The following is a 15,250-nucleotide window of genomic DNA, read 5'->3' as shown; positions in this document are numbered from 1 at the left end:
GTCATTCTCCCACAATGCGATCCGGTGCGGCGTCTTCCAGCGCGGTGGCCGCAACGCCGGATCGCCGGGAAGCATAGACCACGTAAAGAGAGGCCGCGACCCCTGCCATGGACGAAATCAGCATGGTGACGAGGAGGGGATAGGGGCCTGTCTCGGGAGACAGGGAGGCGCTTGCGATCACCGACAGGCCGGCGCCGCCGCCGATCATCATGGCGCCGCCGAGACCGGAAGCAGAACCGGCGAGGTGGGGACGCACCGAGACGACGCCCGCATTGGCGTTGGGCAGTGTCATGCCGTTGCCGAAGCCGACGAAAAAGATCGGTCCGAAGAATGCCATCGGATGGAAGAACCCCGCGAGGAACAAGCCGATCGACAGCACCATGCCACAGGCGGCGACGAAATTGCCGATCACCATCATCGGGTTGAGGCCGATAACGATCGAAAAGCGGCCGGCGAGGAAATTGCCGATCATGTAGCCAAGGGCGATGAAGAAGAAATGATAGCCGACCTCGTGCGGTGCCATGCCGAGGACGTTGGAGGCGACATAGGGGCCGCCGCCGAGGAACGAGAAGAATGCACCGGATGCAAATGTCGCGGTCAGCGCATAGCCCCAGAAACGCCGGGCCCGGAGCAGTTCCGGGTACGCACGGAACTGCTGGGCGAAGCTCGCCGACATCGTCTCGTTGGTTTCGCCAAGGTCGCGCCAGACCACGACAAGCACGATGACGCCGAAGATGAAGGTCACGACAAAATTGGCCTGCCAGCCGAACAACTGATCGAGAATGCCGCCGAGCGTCGGCCCGAGCATCGGAACCAGCGTCATGCCCATGGTGACATAGCCGATCATGCTTGCGGCCTTGGCCGTGCCGACCATGTCGCGGACCACGGCCCGCGACAGAACGAGCCCGGCGATGACGACGGATTGCAGCACCCTGCCGATGAGCAGGATTTCGATCGTCGGTGCAAAGACGCAGACGAGAGTGGCGGCGAGGAACAGCCACAGGCTCGCCAGCATGACGGGTCGGCGGCCGAAACGGTCGGACAGCGGGCCGAGGAACAGTTGCAGCAACGCTGTGCCGGCGAGATAGAGCGACACCGTCAATTGCACAAGCGCGTAGTCCGTCTCGAACCACGCGGCCATCCCTGGCAGAGAGGGCAGGAAGATGTTCATGTTGAGCGCGCCCACGGCCGCCATGAGGACGAGCGTGATGATGTGCGGCGGCGTGCCGGCGTCGAGAAAGCGGGATGGCTGCTGCATGCGCGGTCTAGATCCTTCGCGGCTCACTTGGCGCAGGACGAGTAAAAAGGAAAGGCTCCCTTACAAAAAATCTGGCCGTCAGGGCGCGTGGCGCGCCGGCGTCTCGGCGGCAACGGGCTCGGCTTCGGGCTTCCTGCGTTCGCGATAGAGCGTATAAAGGCCCGATCCGACGATGATCGCGGCGCCGACGATCATGTAGCGATCGGGAATGTCTCCGAAGACGAGATAGCCGACCAGCATCGCCCACAACAGATTGGTGTAGCGGAACGGCGCGATGAAGGAGATGTCGCCCTCGCGCATTGCCATGATGATGAACTGGTAGCCGAACAGCAGGAGTATCGCGCCGAACAGGATGAGGCCGGCATGTTTCGCCTCGACCGGGCTGAAGCCGCCCATCAAGGGCGCCATGACGAGGCCGGTGAGGGCGACGATCGGACTGGTGACCACGGACAGGAACAGCGATGGCACATCGGCGCGGACCATACGGGTGGCGAGATCACGCAGCGCGGCAAACCCGACCGTGGCGAGGACCAACAGCGAATAGGCCGAAAAACCCGCAACGCCCGGGCGTACGATGATCATGACGCCGAGGAAGCCGACGGCGATCGCCGTCCAGCGGCGCCAGCCCACCGGTTCGGCGAGGAAGAGCGCTGCGCCCATGGTCACGGCGAGCGGCAGGGCCTGCAGGATGGCCGAGGCATTGGCAATGGGGATGTGTGTCAGCGCGATCAGGAAGGTGACGGTACCGCCGACCTCGCCGATGACGCGCAGGACGATCATCGGTTCCATGATCGTGGCCAGCGGGCGCAGCGCGCCACGGTGCCAGGCGAGCGCGGTGATCAGCGTCGTGGCGACCATGCCGCGCAGGATCATGACCTGACCGACATTCATGTCCGACGACAGCACCTTGACGATGGTGTCGTTGAACAAAAATCCGGCCATGGCGAGCGACATGAACAGCGCGCCGCGGACATTGGCAGAAAGGGGCATGGGCCGACCCGAGGACAGGGGTGATAAGGCGGGCTTACGGACTTTCGCTAGACGGCGGCGGTGGCGCCGACAAATCAATATTGGTGATCGATGCGGCGCAAGCGGTGATGGTTTCGGGCTGGCCTCATCTTATGCTGTCGCGGGTCAGCGGACTGGGTCCGAACCAGCCCTTGGTGGCTGCGCGCTCGTCTCCCTCGTCGCCGACCTCGGCCGCGTGGGAAGCGGCGGGTGCCTTTCTCATCTTTTCGGCATCGGCGGCGCTCTTCCACCAGATCCGCCAGCGCCGCTTCAGCGCCTTCGGCTTGTCGGCGAAGAGCCGCCTGCCGAGGACGAGGCTATCCTGCTCCAGCGCGGCGGCGCGGCGCGTTGCCAGGACAGCGAGGGTGCCGCGCGCCTCGACCGGGCCAGCGGCGGGATCGGCCATGCGCTCGGCGAAGACGCAGGCGTCATGGTGCTCGCCGAGCATGGCGGCGAGCGCGCGGGCGGCGGCGATGTGCGGACCCGTCGCCTCCGGCCAGGCGAGGGCGAGGAGACGGGCGTGCTGGCTGTGATACTTCACTTGCTTGCGCCAGGCGTGCAGGGCCTCGACCCGCTCGGGACCCGCCGGCGTCTCCACGGCGCGGTCGAGACCGTCGCGGGCAGCGCCATAGGTGGCGGCCAGCCCCTTGCCGAGCGCGGCGAAGCCCGTCTGCGACAGGTGCCAGCCATCGATGCGGGCCCGCATCTCACGCAGCGCGTCGAGGGCGCCGGTCAGCGCGGCATCGATATCGCCCGTATCGGCGGCGACACTGCGCTGGCCGGTGAGGGCGCGGCGCACCGGCGCCAGCGCCGGCCGGTCGATGCCGCCGGCGTTCGCCGCGCACAGCGCGTCGTAGACATTCGTCATCACCGCGTCGTCGCGATAGGGCGAAAGCGCGCTGGCGATTTCGCGGCAGGCGGCGTTCTCGCGCTTTCCGGCGGGAAAGACCGGCCGCACGAGCCGAACGAGGCCGCGCAGCTTCTTCAGCCGCTTGCGGGCCTGATGGACGCGCACCGGCGCGGCGAGGTCGCCGTCCTCCAGCTCGGCGATCGCCTTGTCGACCTGCTCGGCGGCGATGCGGCGCAGGGCCTTTCCGACGGCACGGGTGCCGGGCTTGAAGCGATAGGCCATGGATGCTCGAACCTCGCGACCTTGGAGCTTGCGGCGGCGCGGCAGCCTTCCGGGGCAGCACACCCCCCGTGAAATCCGCGCGTCGGCGCGCTATGTTCTTGCCCATGATAGCGCAGTCAACCCTTTCTGCCCGCATCGCGTCCGGACCCGGTCCCGGCTCGGGCGACGACGTCACGGCGCCGGCCAAGCCGAAGACAGTGACCCGGACCAAGCTGGAGCGGCCGAAGCTCTACAAGGTGCTGCTCCTCAATGACGACTACACGCCGCGCGACTTCGTCGTCATGGTGCTCGAAGCCGAGTTCGGCATGGGCGAGGACCGGGCGACGCAGGTGATGCTGACGGCGCACCGCAAGGGCTCCTGCGTCATCTCGGTCTATCCGCGCGATGTCGCCGAAACCAAGGTCCAGCGGGCCAACGAATACGGCAAGAAATTCGGCTTTCCCCTGCAGTTCATCGCCGAACCGGAGGAGTGAGGAGCGGTCCGCGCAGCGGACGAAAAGCCAACGGTTGGGCTTTTCGAGCGACGAACGCCCTGAGCCATCGCGAAGGGCAGGGCGACCCGCGCAGCGGTCCGCTTCTCACCCTCACCTCCCATCACGGGAGAGGTGGGAGCCGGCGCGCTTACGGGTTGACGAGTTCCAGGATCAGCCGGTGGACGTTGCCGCCTTCCGACATTTCGGCGCGGTCGAAGCTGCGGGCCTTTTGCAGGCGCCAGGCGGCCATTTCGGCGAGGAAGGCCTGGAGCTTTTCGCGCACCTTCGTGCATTGCGGATCGTCGGGCGCGGAGAGGTTGCGGCTGAAGGTCTCGATCCGCTCGGTCATCTCGATCAGATGATCGCCATGGACGCGCTCGTGCTTTTCGACGCCGGCGATGAAGCGGGCCCATTTGGATGCGGCCGGCTCCGGCAGGCCGGCGGGCGCCTTCGGCCAGCGATAGATGATGGTGAGGCTCGGCCGGGCGAGCGCGAGGACGCAGGAACCATCCGGCTGCGGGCGATAGTCGCGCGTCCACAAAAGCTCGAAATCGGTGTGGGCGATGGCCGAGCCGACGCCGGCAGCGGGCGCCCTGTCGCCGATGGAGCGATAAAGCGCGATGCCGCTTGCGCCGCTCACCGCATAGGTCTCGATGCGCTCGGCCGGTTGCCAGTCGCGGGCGTGCGCCGGGCTTGCGGCAAGGCCGAGCGCGAACGCGAGGCCGAGGGCGGCGCAACGGGAAAGGCGGAAGCGGAGGACGGCGGGAGGGCGAGGGCGCATGAAGCGGTTCTAGGCGAAATCCTTCGGCCAATAAAGCGCCGGCTCGGACGGCGGGGGCGTTTGGCCCACGGGTTCTGGCCGGGCGGCGCCGGGACGCTGCGGCTGAACGCCGGCGGGATCGCCACCGGGCGGGCGCTTCCGGCGGCGGGCCGATGTCCCTACGGCCTCGCATGCCGGGCCGCAGGCGCGGCGGACGGCATCGCTCTGGCAGGCGCGGTGGCGACGGCAGGCGGCAAGGCGGCAGCAGGCGGCATCGTCGCGCGGATGCGGCTGCCAGCCTTCGCGGGCGAGCGCCTCGATCTCGTCGCGGATGCGGGTGATGTCGCGGCGCAGCGTGGAAAGGGCAATGCGGCGTTTGAGATCGGCCATCGAAAATCCTCGTCTCCGGGTCGTCCCGGCGCCGCCTGAAGCGGGCAGGCAGGGGCGCGCGAAAGCGCCCTTCGGCCCATGCGGGCGCCAGGGGGAAAGCAGCAGTGACGGGTCCGGGGCGCAAAGATCGAGCCGCCTGGAGATGTGTGTTGTCATGGCGCGGTCTTCGCGCCCCGGCGGCGTTCTCGGGGGCATCCTCCGTCAGATCCCGGTTCAAGCTCTCTGCGCGGACCGGCCATCCCTTCGGGCGCTCGGCCTTTCGGGGACGCGCGGCCGGCCCGCTTGCACGGGCACGCAGCCGAACCTGGTCATAGTGCCAGGGGGAGCCGTTTCGGGACCTCTCCGGCCGGCGGCCACGTTTCACCGCCGGCGGAAGCGCCGGCCGCCACCTGGAACCGGACCGTCGACCTGTCCCATCCCGCTCGGTAGCAGCGAGGGGATTATGGCATGGGCGTCAGGGGCGGGGAAAACAAAACCTCTCCCCTTGGGGAGAGGACGCAAAATCGGTGCCTTGGCGCAGCCAAGTGCCAGATTTTGCTGGTGAGGGGGCGGCGTGGAGGCATGATCTCGCCGACCTCACCGTCCCCCTCACCAAGCGCGCCGAACCGCTCGGCTTCGCCTCGCGGGGCTTGCTATCCTCTCCCACCAGGGGAGAGGTGGGGCATCCGGGCTGCCGCGCCGTCACCTCTCCCCAAGGTGGGAGAGGACGCGATTTCTTGGGCTTGGGTTTACCCAAATCCATAGAAATCGCTGGTGAGGGGGTCGTTTTGGGGCAAGATCTTGCGTCCATGGCGCTGCGCTATGGCTCCGCGCGTTCGTCGCTGAAATCGCGATGCGATTTCTGGCCTCCGGCCATCGCTCCTCACCCCCTCACCAGCAAAAACTAAGGCTTGGTCGCTGATCGCGCCCAAACCAAAGTTTTTGCAACCTCTCCCACCTTGGGGAGAGGTGGGGGTTGCCGCTCGCCTTTCGGTACAACCATTGCTATCGTCGGGGGATGAGACACGCGCCGCCGCCGGTCCATCGCGTTCATGCCCGCGCCATGCGGCGGCAGATGACGGATGCGGAATGGGAGCTTTGGGAGTGCCTGCGCGACCGGCGGCTGGAGGGGTTCAAGTTCCGCCGGCAGGTGCCGCTCAAGGGCTATATCCTCGATTTCGTCTGCTTCGAGGCGCGGTTGATCGTCGAGGTGGACGGGGCGCAGCATGCAGAAAGTTCGCGTGATGCGCGGCGTGACTCGATGATGGCGGGGGAGGGGTTTCTGACTCTGCGGTTCTGGAACGACGAGGTCTTGCGGAACGGGGACGGGGTGTGCCGGGTGATCCTGGAGGCGTTGTGGACGCGGGTGGGGCGGTAGATGGGGTGGTCACCTCTCCCCTTGTGGGAGAGGATAGCAAGCCCCGCGAGGCAAAGCCGAGCGGATTGGCGCGCTTGGTGAGGGGGCTAGTGTAGATAATGGGCTGGTTACGATGGATAGTTGAAATCTTTTTTGAGCCACCGAGTGCTTTACTATCCAATAAGGGGGGTGAAGGTGCAAATAGGTCGAGTTAGAATTGAAAACTACAAATCAATACAAAGTATCGATGTTGATTTTTGTAATTTGAATGCCTTGGTTGGAAGCAATAATGCTGGCAAATCCACCATAATTAAAGCAATTGATCTGTTTTTTGATAGCTCTCCTCGTGTAAGGAAAGAAGACCATTATTTGTATGATACAGACCGGCCAATTTCTATCGCGCTGGTTTTTACTCGCCTGACCCCCATCGAACGTCAGGAGTTTGGGTCCGCGATCAAAGACAACGCCCTCATGGTTGCGCGTGAATTCGGTGGGCCGAATCAAGAGAGGGGCGAATATTTTGTTTACACTGATGTAATGGCGGAATTCGACGAATTTCGTCAAGAAAGTAATGGCACGAAAAAGCGCAGCATCTATGCGCGTTTGCGCGATCAATTTGGGCTTCCATCTGCGTCTGGAGACCAAATGGAAACCGAATTGAAGAACTGGGAAGCGCAAAATGAAGATCAGCTAACGTTCGACAAAGTTCGTGGCTTTTTCGGCGCGATGAACGTTGCAAATGGCAAGCTGAAAAAGAAAACGGCGGTACGATTAGTTCCTGCGGTTAAAGATGCATCAGAAGAGGCCGGGGACCTCAAAAAGAGTCCAGTGGTTAGTTTGCTAAATGATATTATCAAACAAACCTTCGAAAACAAAGAAGAGTTCACCGAGTTTATCCAGGCGTCGAACACTCGTCTGGCCGAGATAACCGACCCAAAAAATATACCTCAGTTGTCTTCAATTAGCTCCCGTCTGACTGACACACTTCAAAGGTACTATTCAGATACTCACCTAATTGCGGACCTTCAAAAAGCAAATGAGATATCTGTTAGCTTTCCTAGTCCGCTTATTTCAGTTCAACACAGAGGGTTGCGTGTCGAGGTCGGCAACGTGGGTCACGGCCTCCAGCGAGCTATCTTCTTTTCCTTGGTTCAATTTCTTGCCGAGGAGACATCCGGCGACGGTGGTGAGAATGAGGGACGCTTCGAAGAAGCGTATAGTGACATAATTTTGCTAATTGAAGAGCCGGAAATTTATCAGCATCCAATAAAGCAGCTTTTATTTTATCAAGCGTTTAAAGAAATAACGACTGGATTTAATAATATTTCCGGTATTCGTATTCAAATTATTTACACGACACATTCGGAAAAATTTGTAAACATAGTCGACGTTGATAACATACGCTTAATTTCAAAAAGCGATCTGGATGGCGAACTGCAAACGACCTGTCGAAGCCTTTCCATTGAGAGTTTCAGCGCCGGAATGGCGTCCCATATCGGTGCTGATACTACCCCCATGAGCCGTGACCGTTTTGCTGTTGGACTTCATATATTTACTCGGGAGATAAATGAAGGATTCTTTGCGGACAAAATCGTTATTGTCGAAGGAGCAAGCGATAAGGCAATTCTTGAAGCAGCCTTTAAGAGACGCGATATCGATCCGTATACATTTGGAATATCGATTGTCGATGTTGGCGGCAAAACAAAAATTGATAAGCCGCTATACGCATTCAAAAGCCTTGGAATGATAGCGTATCCTGTATTGGACTCTGATGAAGGAGGTAAAAATCGTAATCAGGCTTTGAAAAGAAACCGATTAATTCAATCAATTGCAGGGGCACCTAATTTAACGGATTTTCCATCTGGCGTGAGTGATTACTACGCAGCGTTCCCTGGTAATTTAGAAAAGTATATTTCAGCAAAGATCGGCGATTTGTATGGTGATATTAAACAGAAAGTCTGCAGCAATTTTGATATTGCAGGAGGCGAAGCATGCAAATCGCCAGTAGCTGCCGCCGCTATCATTGAAATAGCGATTTCCAAAGGCGTTGATTTCAGTCATCTGGACAGTATCGTTGACACCGTACGGGGACTCTGACCGAAATGTTGATTTAACATTTGTTGGCTTCCCCCTCACGATCTCCCACCAAGGGAGAGGTGGGCATTGCGCCATCCGCTTACCGACCAGGACGGCCAGTTTTGCTCGGGCGGCGTTTGCGGCGGGCGTCGCCTTCGTCTTCGTAGGAGCCGGCGCCGATTTTTTCGCGTTTGAGGGGGGCGGGTGACTCCGCGTCCGCCGCTTGCCCCCTCACCGAGCGCGCCGAACCGCTCGGCTTTGCCTCGCGGGGCTTGCCTGCCGGCCCCTCGCTTTCGCTCCGGGCGTTCGTCGCTCGAAACGATTCACTGGATCGTTTCGTCTGCTGCGCAGACCGCTTCTCACCCTCTCCCACAAGGGGAGAGGTGCCGCGCGGGGCGGGCTTCTCGGTTCTTCCCACCGTCATTTCGTCGAGCTCGGGCTTGCGGAATAGGGAATTGCTTTCGTTCCTGCCCGTGGACTTTGATTTGCCCGATTTTCCGCCCGCGCCTTCACCCGCGTTGCCCTGCGACCGCGCCAGCGGGTCGTCCATGACTTCCAGTTCCTTGGCCTTCAGGCGCTTGATTTCGTCGCGCAGTCTGGCCGCGGTCTCGAAGTCGAGGTCGGTGGCGGCGGTGCGCATGCGGCGTTCGAGGTCTTCCAGGTGGGCGGCGAGGTTGTTGCCGATGAGGTTGTTGGGGTCGTTCTCGCCGCCGCGGCGGGAGCCCTTGCCGCCGATGTCTGTGCGGTAGTGGTCCTTCTCGTAGACGCTGTCGAGGATATCGGAGATCTTGGCCTTGACGCTTTCCGGCGTGATGCCGTTGGCGGCGTTGTATTCGAGCTGCTTTTCGCGGCGGCGGGCGGTTTCGTCCATGGCGCGCTGCATGGAGCCGGTGACATTGTCGGCATAGAGGATGACCTTGCCGTCGACGTTGCGCGCCGCTCTACCAATCGTCTGGATGAGGCTCGTCTCGGAGCGCAGGAACCCCTCCTTGTCGGCGTCGAGGATGGCGACGAAGCCGCATTCGGGGATGTCGAGGCCTTCTCGCAGGAGGTTGATGCCGACGAGGCAGTCGAAGGCGCCGAGGCGCAGATCGCGGATGATCTCGATGCGCTCCAGCGTGTCGATGTCGGAGTGCATGTATCTGACGCGGATGCCCTGCTCGTGCAGATATTCCGTCAGATCCTCGGCCATGCGCTTGGTCAGCACGGTGCAGAGCGTGCGGTAGCCGGCGTCCGAGGTGGCGCGGATCTCGCCGAGCACGTCGTCGACCTGGGACTTGGCGGGGCGGATCTCGACCGGCGGGTCGATGAGGCCGGTGGGGCGGATGACCTGCTCGGCGAAGACGCCGCCGGCCTGCTCCATCTCCCAGCCGGACGGGGTGGCCGAGACGGCGACGGTGGCGGGGCGCATGGCGTCCCACTCCTCGAAGCGCAAGGGGCGGTTGTCCATGCAGGAGGGCAGGCGGAAGCCATATTCGGCGAGCGTTGCCTTGCGGCGGAAGTCGCCGCGATACATGGCGCCGATCTGCGGGATGGTGACGTGGCTCTCGTCGACGAAGAGCAGCGCGTTGTCGGGGATGTATTCGAAAAGGGTGGGCGGCGGCTCGCCCGGCGCGCGGCCGGTGAGATAGCGCGAATAGTTCTCGATGCCCTGGCAGGAGCCGGTGGCCTCCAGCATCTCGATGTCGTAGCGGGTGCGCTGTTCGAGCCGCTGGGCTTCCAGCAGGCGGCCGGCCTTTTCGAGCTCGGCGAGGCGGAGCTTCAGCTCTTCCCGGATCGACTTGATCGCCTGGTTGAGCGTCGGCTTGGGTGTGACGTAGTGCGAATTGGCGTAGATCTTCACCGATTGGAGGTCGGCGGTCTTCTGGCCGGTCAGCGGATCGAACTCGGTGATCTGCTCGATCTCGTCGCCGAAGAGCGAGATGCGCCAGGCGGCGTCCTCAAGGTGGGCGGGGAAGATCTCGATCGTATCGCCCCTGACACGGAAGGAGCCGCGCTGGAAATCCATGTCGCGGCGCTTGTATTGCTGGGCGACGAGATCGGCGAGGAGCTGGCGCTGGTCGAGCCGGTCGCCGACCTGCATCTGGAAGGTCATGGCCGTATAGGTCTCGACCGAGCCGATACCGTAGATGCAGGAGACCGAGGCGACGATGATGACGTCGTCGCGCTCCAGAAGCGCGCGGGTGGCCGAGTGGCGCATCCTGTCGATCTGCTCGTTGATCGAGGATTCCTTCTCGATATAGGTGTCGGAGCGCGGGACGTAGGCCTCGGGCTGGTAGTAGTCGTAATAGGAGACGAAATACTCGACCGCGTTTTCGGGGAAGAAGTTCCTGAACTCCGAATAGAGCTGGGCGGCGAGCGTCTTGTTGGGCGCGAGGATGACGGCGGGGCGCTGGGTCTCCTCGATGACCTTGGCCATGGTGAAGGTCTTGCCTGAGCCCGTTACCCCGAGAAGGACCTGGGAGCGCTCGTTCTCGTTGGCGCCGGCGACGAGGTCGGCAATGGCGGTCGGCTGGTCGCCGGCGGGCTGGTAGTCCGTCGCCATGGTGAAGGCGATGCCGCCCTCGGACTTTTCCGGCCGGGCCGGGCGATGCGGCGTCCAGATCTTGCCGTTCTTGTGCAGCGGATTGCCGCTCTCGATGAGGGCGGAGAGGGCTTCCACCGTCGCCGTTACGGAAGTGGAGGCGAGGGAGCCGGCGTCTTCCAGGCTGACATCCATACCGGCGACCGGGTTGAGGCCGGCGGCGGCGCGGGTCTTGGGATCGGTCGAGCCGCCCATGGAGGTGCCGCGGGAAGATTTGATTGCGGTGGTTTTTTCTGTCTTCGCGGCCGTACCGCGCTTCGCGCTGGCCTGCGGACGGGACGGCGCATCGGCGCCGGCGCCCGTTCGGGCGCTGCGCTCCGCTCTTTCTTGGCGATCACTGGCTTCGCGTTCTGCGCTGGCGGCGCGTTCGACCTTGCGGCGGTGCTTGCCGGCCTTGGAGGCGACGTCGTGGCGGGTCTCGATCGTCTCGGCCTCGGCCATGCGCTCCATCTCGCGGGCCCAGTCGGAAACGCCGCCGGACAGCGGCTGGCCGCTCAAGGGGCGCTGGGGCGGCTCGTCGAAGCCGCGGGCGTGCGTCGGGTCGAAGGTCTCGCCATCCCGGTCGGGACGCGGGGCGGTCTTTTTGTCTCGGGATGCCATCAGGGGAATATGGGCGCAGTGCGGACGGATTGGAAGGGTGACGGTGCGGCTCGCGGCGGCGAATTGCGACCGCCGGCGCCATAGAAAAAGCCGCGTCGCGGGAGGAGGAGCGACGCGGCTTTGCAGTCACGCCGGGGCGTGACGGATCACGATCACCGACCGGTGGTCATCTCGCGCATGATCCGGCGGTTGTGGGCGTTGTTGGGGAGGCGCGAGCCGCGCATGGCCTCCCAACCCTCACGGTCGAACCGGCGGGCGTCGCGCCAGTCCTCGCGGCGGTCGATCCGCTCGTGCCGCCAGTCGCGGCGGGCATCGCGGCGCCATTCGCGGCGGTCGCGCCAGTCACGGTCGCGATAATAGCGGCCCGGACGGCGGACATAATAGTCGTCGTCGTTGGAAAGGACGCTGCCGATGACGACGCCGGCGATCAGCGGGATGCCGATGGCGGCGGCGGTGGAGTTGTAGCTGCGGCCTGCATAGCCGCCTTCCTGCTGGGCGAGATAGCGGGAGGAGGCCCAGCCGTCATAGCCCTGATAATTCACACGGCACCAGGAATAGCCGCTGGTGCAGCCGGCGACGTTGACGACCGCGCCATTGGGCAGGACGCCGACGGACCGGTATTGCGTGCCGGGGCCGGAGCGAATGTTGAGATCGGTGGTGACGAGCGCTGAGGCGGCCATGGCGCTGGAGGCGCCGAACAGGCCGACCGCGAAGGCCGCTGCTTTCAGTAATCCTCTCATGACGAAACCTCACTGTCAGTGGATGACACATTTCTTGTTCGATGCGTGAAACGGTCCCAACCGATTTTTGTTCCCCTCCGACACGCCGTTCACTGCAACGTGAAGGCGGTGCCAAGCCGCGCTACACGCCGGTGTCCGGAACCGGGGTCGGTCTGCCCTCGCCATCAAGGGCGACCATGACGAAGGTGGCATCGGTGACACGGTCCATGCGGTCGGAGAGGTAACGCTGGGCGAAGGCCTCGACCTTGAGCGTGATGGAGGTGCGGCCGACGCCGGTGACGTCGGTATAGATGCAGAGCGTGTCGCCGATCTTGACCGGCATGGCGAAGGCCATCTCGTTGACGGCGGCGGTGACGACGCGCCCGCGCGCCCGCTCGGCGGCGCGGATGCCGGATGCAAGGTCCATCTGCGCCATGACCCAGCCGCCGAAGATGTCGCCGGCGGCGTTGGCGTCGCCGGGCATGGCGAGGGTGCGCAAGGTGAGCTCGCCGGCAGGCCTGGCTAAGGGGGCGGCGGCGGACGACCGGGTGGTCGCGGGATCGGTCGGATGGTGCATCGGAACTCCTGAAGGGGGCGGCGGGATCAAGCCTTGCGGCCTGACGGACGATCGCAGTTTTCCCGCGCCGGCCGGCAATGGCAAGCCGATCGCGCGTTCAGAACTCGTTTACCACAATCCCATAGGATTCCGGCTTGAGGAGCTCGGCGAGCACCGTCCACAGAGTATCGCGTATGGCCATCGGCGCCCATCATCATCACCGCAAGGCCATCCGGCACCTTGGCCGAACGGTGTGCCGCACGGCGCTGACCACGGGCGTGCTTGCCGGGTTTCTCGTATCCTGTTCCGTTTCCAGCGTGCTGGAGCCGCCGTCATCGGTGCCGACGGGCTCCATCACCCCTTCCTACAGCGCACCGGCCGAGCCGGCGCCGCAATCGCCAAGCGCGGACCCATGGGCGCGCACCGCCGATGAAGGCCCGCTCGAGGCGCTGCCGCCGGAAACCTATGGCGCGCCGCAGGCGCGCGTTTCGCAATTGCCGAGCTACGATTCGCTCGCCAGCCAACCGCAGACGCAGGTCCGGGGCGCACCGCCGGCGTCGCTCGGCACGCTGACGATCGACAGCGCGACGGGCCAGCCGGTGGCGCCGGGGCAGGCGTCCGCATCCATCGGCGACAACTACTCCTCCGGCGGCGGACTGGCCGCCGTCGCGCCGATGCCGGCGGGCGGCTACGGCGCTGACATCACAGACCAGCCGGCACCGATGGAGATCGCGCCGGCGCCAAGCGTCGCGGCCCTGCCGCCGGCGGCCGCCGCGCCCGCAGCCCCGGTTTCAGCGCCGCCATCGCCGCCGGTTGCCGCGGCACCGCAACAGGTGGCGCCCGAACCCGAGCCGCGGCGCCTTGCCGGGCTTATTCCGCGGGCGCTGAACCCGCTGGCCTCGTCGCGGCGCGAAACCGCGCGCAGCGGCCTGCCGGCGGCGGAAGCGGCCTGCCGCGACCGGCTGCGCCGGCTCGGCGTCACGTTCACCGACAAACCGGCGGTGGGCAATGGCGGCTCGTGCGGCATCGGCCATCCGGTCGAGATTTCCGCCCTCTCGGGCAACGTCAAGGTGCGGCCGGCGACCACGCTGAACTGCCCGATGGCCGAAGCCTTCGCGACCTGGGTGAAGAACGAACTGGCACCGGGCGTGCGCAAGCGCTACCTATCGGGCATCGACACCGTCGGCTCGATGGGCGGCTATTCCTGCCGCACCATGAACTCGCGGCGCGGCGCGCCGATGTCGGAACATTCCAAGGGCAACGCCATCGATGTGGGCAGCCTGAAGCTGAATTCGGGCAAGACGATCAAGGTCCGCTCCAAGGGCTTCTTCGCGTTTCGCGAGCGCGGCCTTCTGAATTCGGTGCGGGACGACGGCTGCAAATATTTCACCACCATTCTCGGCCCCGGCTCCGACGCCAACCATGCCGACCATTTCCATTTCGACCTCAGGGCCCGCCGCAACGGCTACCGGCACTGCGACTGAGGGCAGTTGCCAAACGGTGCTTGCGTGGCCATGGTGCGGGGATGAAGTCCGCAGACTGTACCACCTGAACCCGCATCCCGCCTTTGAACGCGGGGTGCCGCCATGTCGGCGCGAATGTTCGTTCCGGCAGGTTCCCGCGCGCGCCGCCTTTCGCCGCCGCGCTTTTCTGCCGTCCTGCGGCAACGCATTTTCCGGTACGTCTCATGCACAATCATTTCGAAAGCCCGTTCAAGGGCATCACGCTCGACCGCCAGGTCAGCAATCCCAACATTGTCGTCGGCCGCTACAGCTACTATTCCGGCTATTATCATGGCCACGGCTTCGACGACTGCGCGCGCTATCTCTCACCCGAGGCGGGCGCGGACAGGCTGATCATCGGCAGCTTCTGCTCGATCGGCTCGGGCGCGGCGTTCATCATGGCCGGCAACCAGGGCCATCGGAACGACTGGATCAGCACCTTCCCCTTCTACTGGATGAACGAGGTGCCGGCCTTTGAGGGCGCGCAGAACGGCTATGCGCCGGCCGGCGACACCGTCATCGGCAACGATGTGTGGATCGGTTCGGAGGCGATCGTGATGCCGGGCGTGCGCGTCGGCGACGGCGCGGTGATCGGCACCCGCGCGCTGGTCACCCGCGACGTCGCACCCTACGCCATCATCGGCGGCAACCCGGCCAAGGTGATCCGCATGCGCTTTTCCGAGACGGACATCGAACGGCTTCTGGCGATGCGGTGGTGGGACTGGAGCGATGAAGCGCTGAAGGAGGCGATGCCATTTTTGACGAGCGGAGACGTGGCGGCGCTTCATGGGTATTGGATGGGGGGTGGGTGAGGGGGTGGCCGGTGGCTGCTTTCGATCCCATTTCGGACGTCCAA

General features: G+C 64.0%; 13 protein-coding genes. 6 read left to right on the top strand and 7 right to left on the bottom strand.

The window, feature by feature from the left end; genetic code table 11:
* Position 1 precedes the first annotated feature (1 nt).
* The 3 genes from CN673_RS12835 to CN673_RS12825 all read right to left on the bottom strand — a co-directional run bounded on the left by CN673_RS12835 (position 2) and on the right by CN673_RS12825 (position 3,398).
* On the bottom strand, positions 2-1,258 hold the full coding sequence (locus CN673_RS12835) for a multidrug effflux MFS transporter (RefSeq protein WP_099866755.1): 1,257 nt from the start codon (positions 1,256-1,258) through the stop codon (positions 2-4).
* 78 nt (positions 1,259-1,336) lie between these two features.
* Positions 1,337-2,248 carry a DMT family transporter gene (locus CN673_RS12830; protein WP_099866754.1) on the bottom strand — a complete coding sequence of 304 codons (912 nt, stop codon included), beginning with the start codon at positions 2,246-2,248 and terminating at the stop codon, positions 1,337-1,339.
* Positions 2,249-2,372: 124 nt separating this feature from the next.
* Positions 2,373-3,398 carry a CHAD domain-containing protein gene (locus tag CN673_RS12825; RefSeq protein ID WP_099866752.1) on the bottom strand — a complete coding sequence of 342 codons (1,026 nt, stop codon included), beginning with the start codon at positions 3,396-3,398 and terminating at the stop codon, positions 2,373-2,375.
* 104 nt (positions 3,399-3,502) lie between these two features.
* Between CN673_RS12825 and clpS the strand changes: the two genes are divergently transcribed.
* A complete protein-coding gene (gene clpS, locus CN673_RS12820) occupies positions 3,503-3,871 on the top strand; it encodes an ATP-dependent Clp protease adapter ClpS (RefSeq protein WP_099866893.1) in 369 nt (122 codons plus the stop codon).
* Between the two features lie 148 nt (positions 3,872-4,019).
* Here the strand turns inward: clpS and CN673_RS12815 are convergent, their stop codons facing one another.
* Positions 4,020-4,652 (bottom strand): DUF922 domain-containing Zn-dependent protease, encoded by a 633-nt coding sequence (locus tag CN673_RS12815; protein ID WP_099866750.1) that lies wholly within the window; start codon positions 4,650-4,652, stop codon positions 4,020-4,022.
* A 60-nt stretch (positions 4,653-4,712) separates the two neighbouring features.
* On the opposite strand from CN673_RS12815, the gene CN673_RS12810 reads away from it, so the two are divergent.
* The 3 genes from CN673_RS12810 (at position 4,713) to CN673_RS12800 (ending at position 8,454) form a co-directional block, all read left to right on the top strand.
* Positions 4,713-5,060 carry a hypothetical protein gene (locus CN673_RS12810; RefSeq protein WP_099866748.1) on the top strand — a complete coding sequence of 116 codons (348 nt, stop codon included), beginning with the start codon at positions 4,713-4,715 and terminating at the stop codon, positions 5,058-5,060.
* A gap of 958 nt (positions 5,061-6,018) precedes the next feature.
* The gene (locus CN673_RS12805; RefSeq protein ID WP_099866746.1) at positions 6,019-6,378 is read left to right on the top strand and encodes an endonuclease domain-containing protein; all 360 of its coding nucleotides are present in this window, start codon (positions 6,019-6,021) and stop codon (positions 6,376-6,378) included.
* Between the two features lie 120 nt (positions 6,379-6,498).
* Positions 6,499-8,454 (top strand): ATP-dependent nuclease, encoded by a 1,956-nt coding sequence (locus CN673_RS12800; protein WP_099866744.1) that lies wholly within the window; start codon positions 6,499-6,501, stop codon positions 8,452-8,454.
* A gap of 79 nt (positions 8,455-8,533) precedes the next feature.
* On the opposite strand, the gene uvrB is transcribed toward CN673_RS12800, so the two are convergent.
* The 3 genes from uvrB to CN673_RS12785 all read right to left on the bottom strand — a co-directional run bounded on the left by uvrB (position 8,534) and on the right by CN673_RS12785 (position 12,913).
* Positions 8,534-11,617 (bottom strand): excinuclease ABC subunit UvrB, encoded by a 3,084-nt coding sequence (gene uvrB / locus CN673_RS12795; protein ID WP_099866743.1) that lies wholly within the window; start codon positions 11,615-11,617, stop codon positions 8,534-8,536.
* Between the two features lie 152 nt (positions 11,618-11,769).
* Positions 11,770-12,357 (bottom strand): SH3 domain-containing protein, encoded by a 588-nt coding sequence (locus tag CN673_RS12790; RefSeq protein ID WP_099866741.1) that lies wholly within the window; start codon positions 12,355-12,357, stop codon positions 11,770-11,772.
* 121 nt (positions 12,358-12,478) lie between these two features.
* The gene (locus CN673_RS12785; protein ID WP_099866738.1) at positions 12,479-12,913 is read right to left on the bottom strand and encodes an acyl-CoA thioesterase; all 435 of its coding nucleotides are present in this window, start codon (positions 12,911-12,913) and stop codon (positions 12,479-12,481) included.
* Between the two features lie 173 nt (positions 12,914-13,086).
* Here CN673_RS12785 and CN673_RS12780 point away from each other — a divergent pair, with 173 nt between their 5' ends.
* Both CN673_RS12780 and catB read left to right on the top strand, forming a co-directional pair.
* On the top strand, positions 13,087-14,376 hold the full coding sequence (locus tag CN673_RS12780; protein ID WP_099866736.1) for an extensin family protein: 1,290 nt from the start codon (positions 13,087-13,089) through the stop codon (positions 14,374-14,376).
* A gap of 203 nt (positions 14,377-14,579) precedes the next feature.
* Positions 14,580-15,206 (top strand): type B chloramphenicol O-acetyltransferase, encoded by a 627-nt coding sequence (gene catB / locus CN673_RS12775; RefSeq protein WP_099866892.1) that lies wholly within the window; start codon positions 14,580-14,582, stop codon positions 15,204-15,206.
* Positions 15,207-15,250 lie beyond the last annotated feature (44 nt).

This window comes from Neopararhizobium haloflavum (assembly GCF_002750855.1).
GTDB classification, from domain to species: domain Bacteria; phylum Pseudomonadota; class Alphaproteobacteria; order Rhizobiales; family Rhizobiaceae; genus Georhizobium; species Georhizobium haloflavum.
The sequence above is the reverse complement of the archived record's forward strand: the minus strand, read 5'-3'. Positions and strand labels throughout refer to the sequence as shown.

Excerpts from the sequence above, each read along its gene's own strand:
- clpS (WP_099866893.1), top strand. The coding sequence starts at position 3,503 with ATGATAGCGCAGTCAACCCTTTCTGCCCGCATCGCGTCCGGACCCGGT.
- catB (WP_099866892.1), top strand. The coding sequence starts at position 14,580 with ATGCACAATCATTTCGAAAGCCCGTTCAAGGGCATCACGCTCGACCGC.
- CN673_RS12830 (WP_099866754.1), bottom strand. The coding sequence starts at position 2,248 with ATGCCCCTTTCTGCCAATGTCCGCGGCGCGCTGTTCATGTCGCTCGCC.
- CN673_RS12805 (WP_099866746.1), top strand. The coding sequence starts at position 6,019 with ATGAGACACGCGCCGCCGCCGGTCCATCGCGTTCATGCCCGCGCCATG.
- CN673_RS12835 (WP_099866755.1), bottom strand. The coding sequence starts at position 1,258 with ATGCAGCAGCCATCCCGCTTTCTCGACGCCGGCACGCCGCCGCACATC.
- CN673_RS12780 (WP_099866736.1), top strand. The coding sequence starts at position 13,087 with ATGGCCATCGGCGCCCATCATCATCACCGCAAGGCCATCCGGCACCTT.
- CN673_RS12785 (WP_099866738.1), bottom strand. The coding sequence starts at position 12,913 with ATGCACCATCCGACCGATCCCGCGACCACCCGGTCGTCCGCCGCCGCC.
- CN673_RS12790 (WP_099866741.1), bottom strand. The coding sequence starts at position 12,357 with ATGAGAGGATTACTGAAAGCAGCGGCCTTCGCGGTCGGCCTGTTCGGC.
- CN673_RS12815 (WP_099866750.1), bottom strand. The coding sequence starts at position 4,652 with ATGCGCCCTCGCCCTCCCGCCGTCCTCCGCTTCCGCCTTTCCCGTTGC.
- CN673_RS12825 (WP_099866752.1), bottom strand. The coding sequence starts at position 3,398 with ATGGCCTATCGCTTCAAGCCCGGCACCCGTGCCGTCGGAAAGGCCCTG.
- uvrB (WP_099866743.1), bottom strand. The coding sequence starts at position 11,617 with ATGGCATCCCGAGACAAAAAGACCGCCCCGCGTCCCGACCGGGATGGC.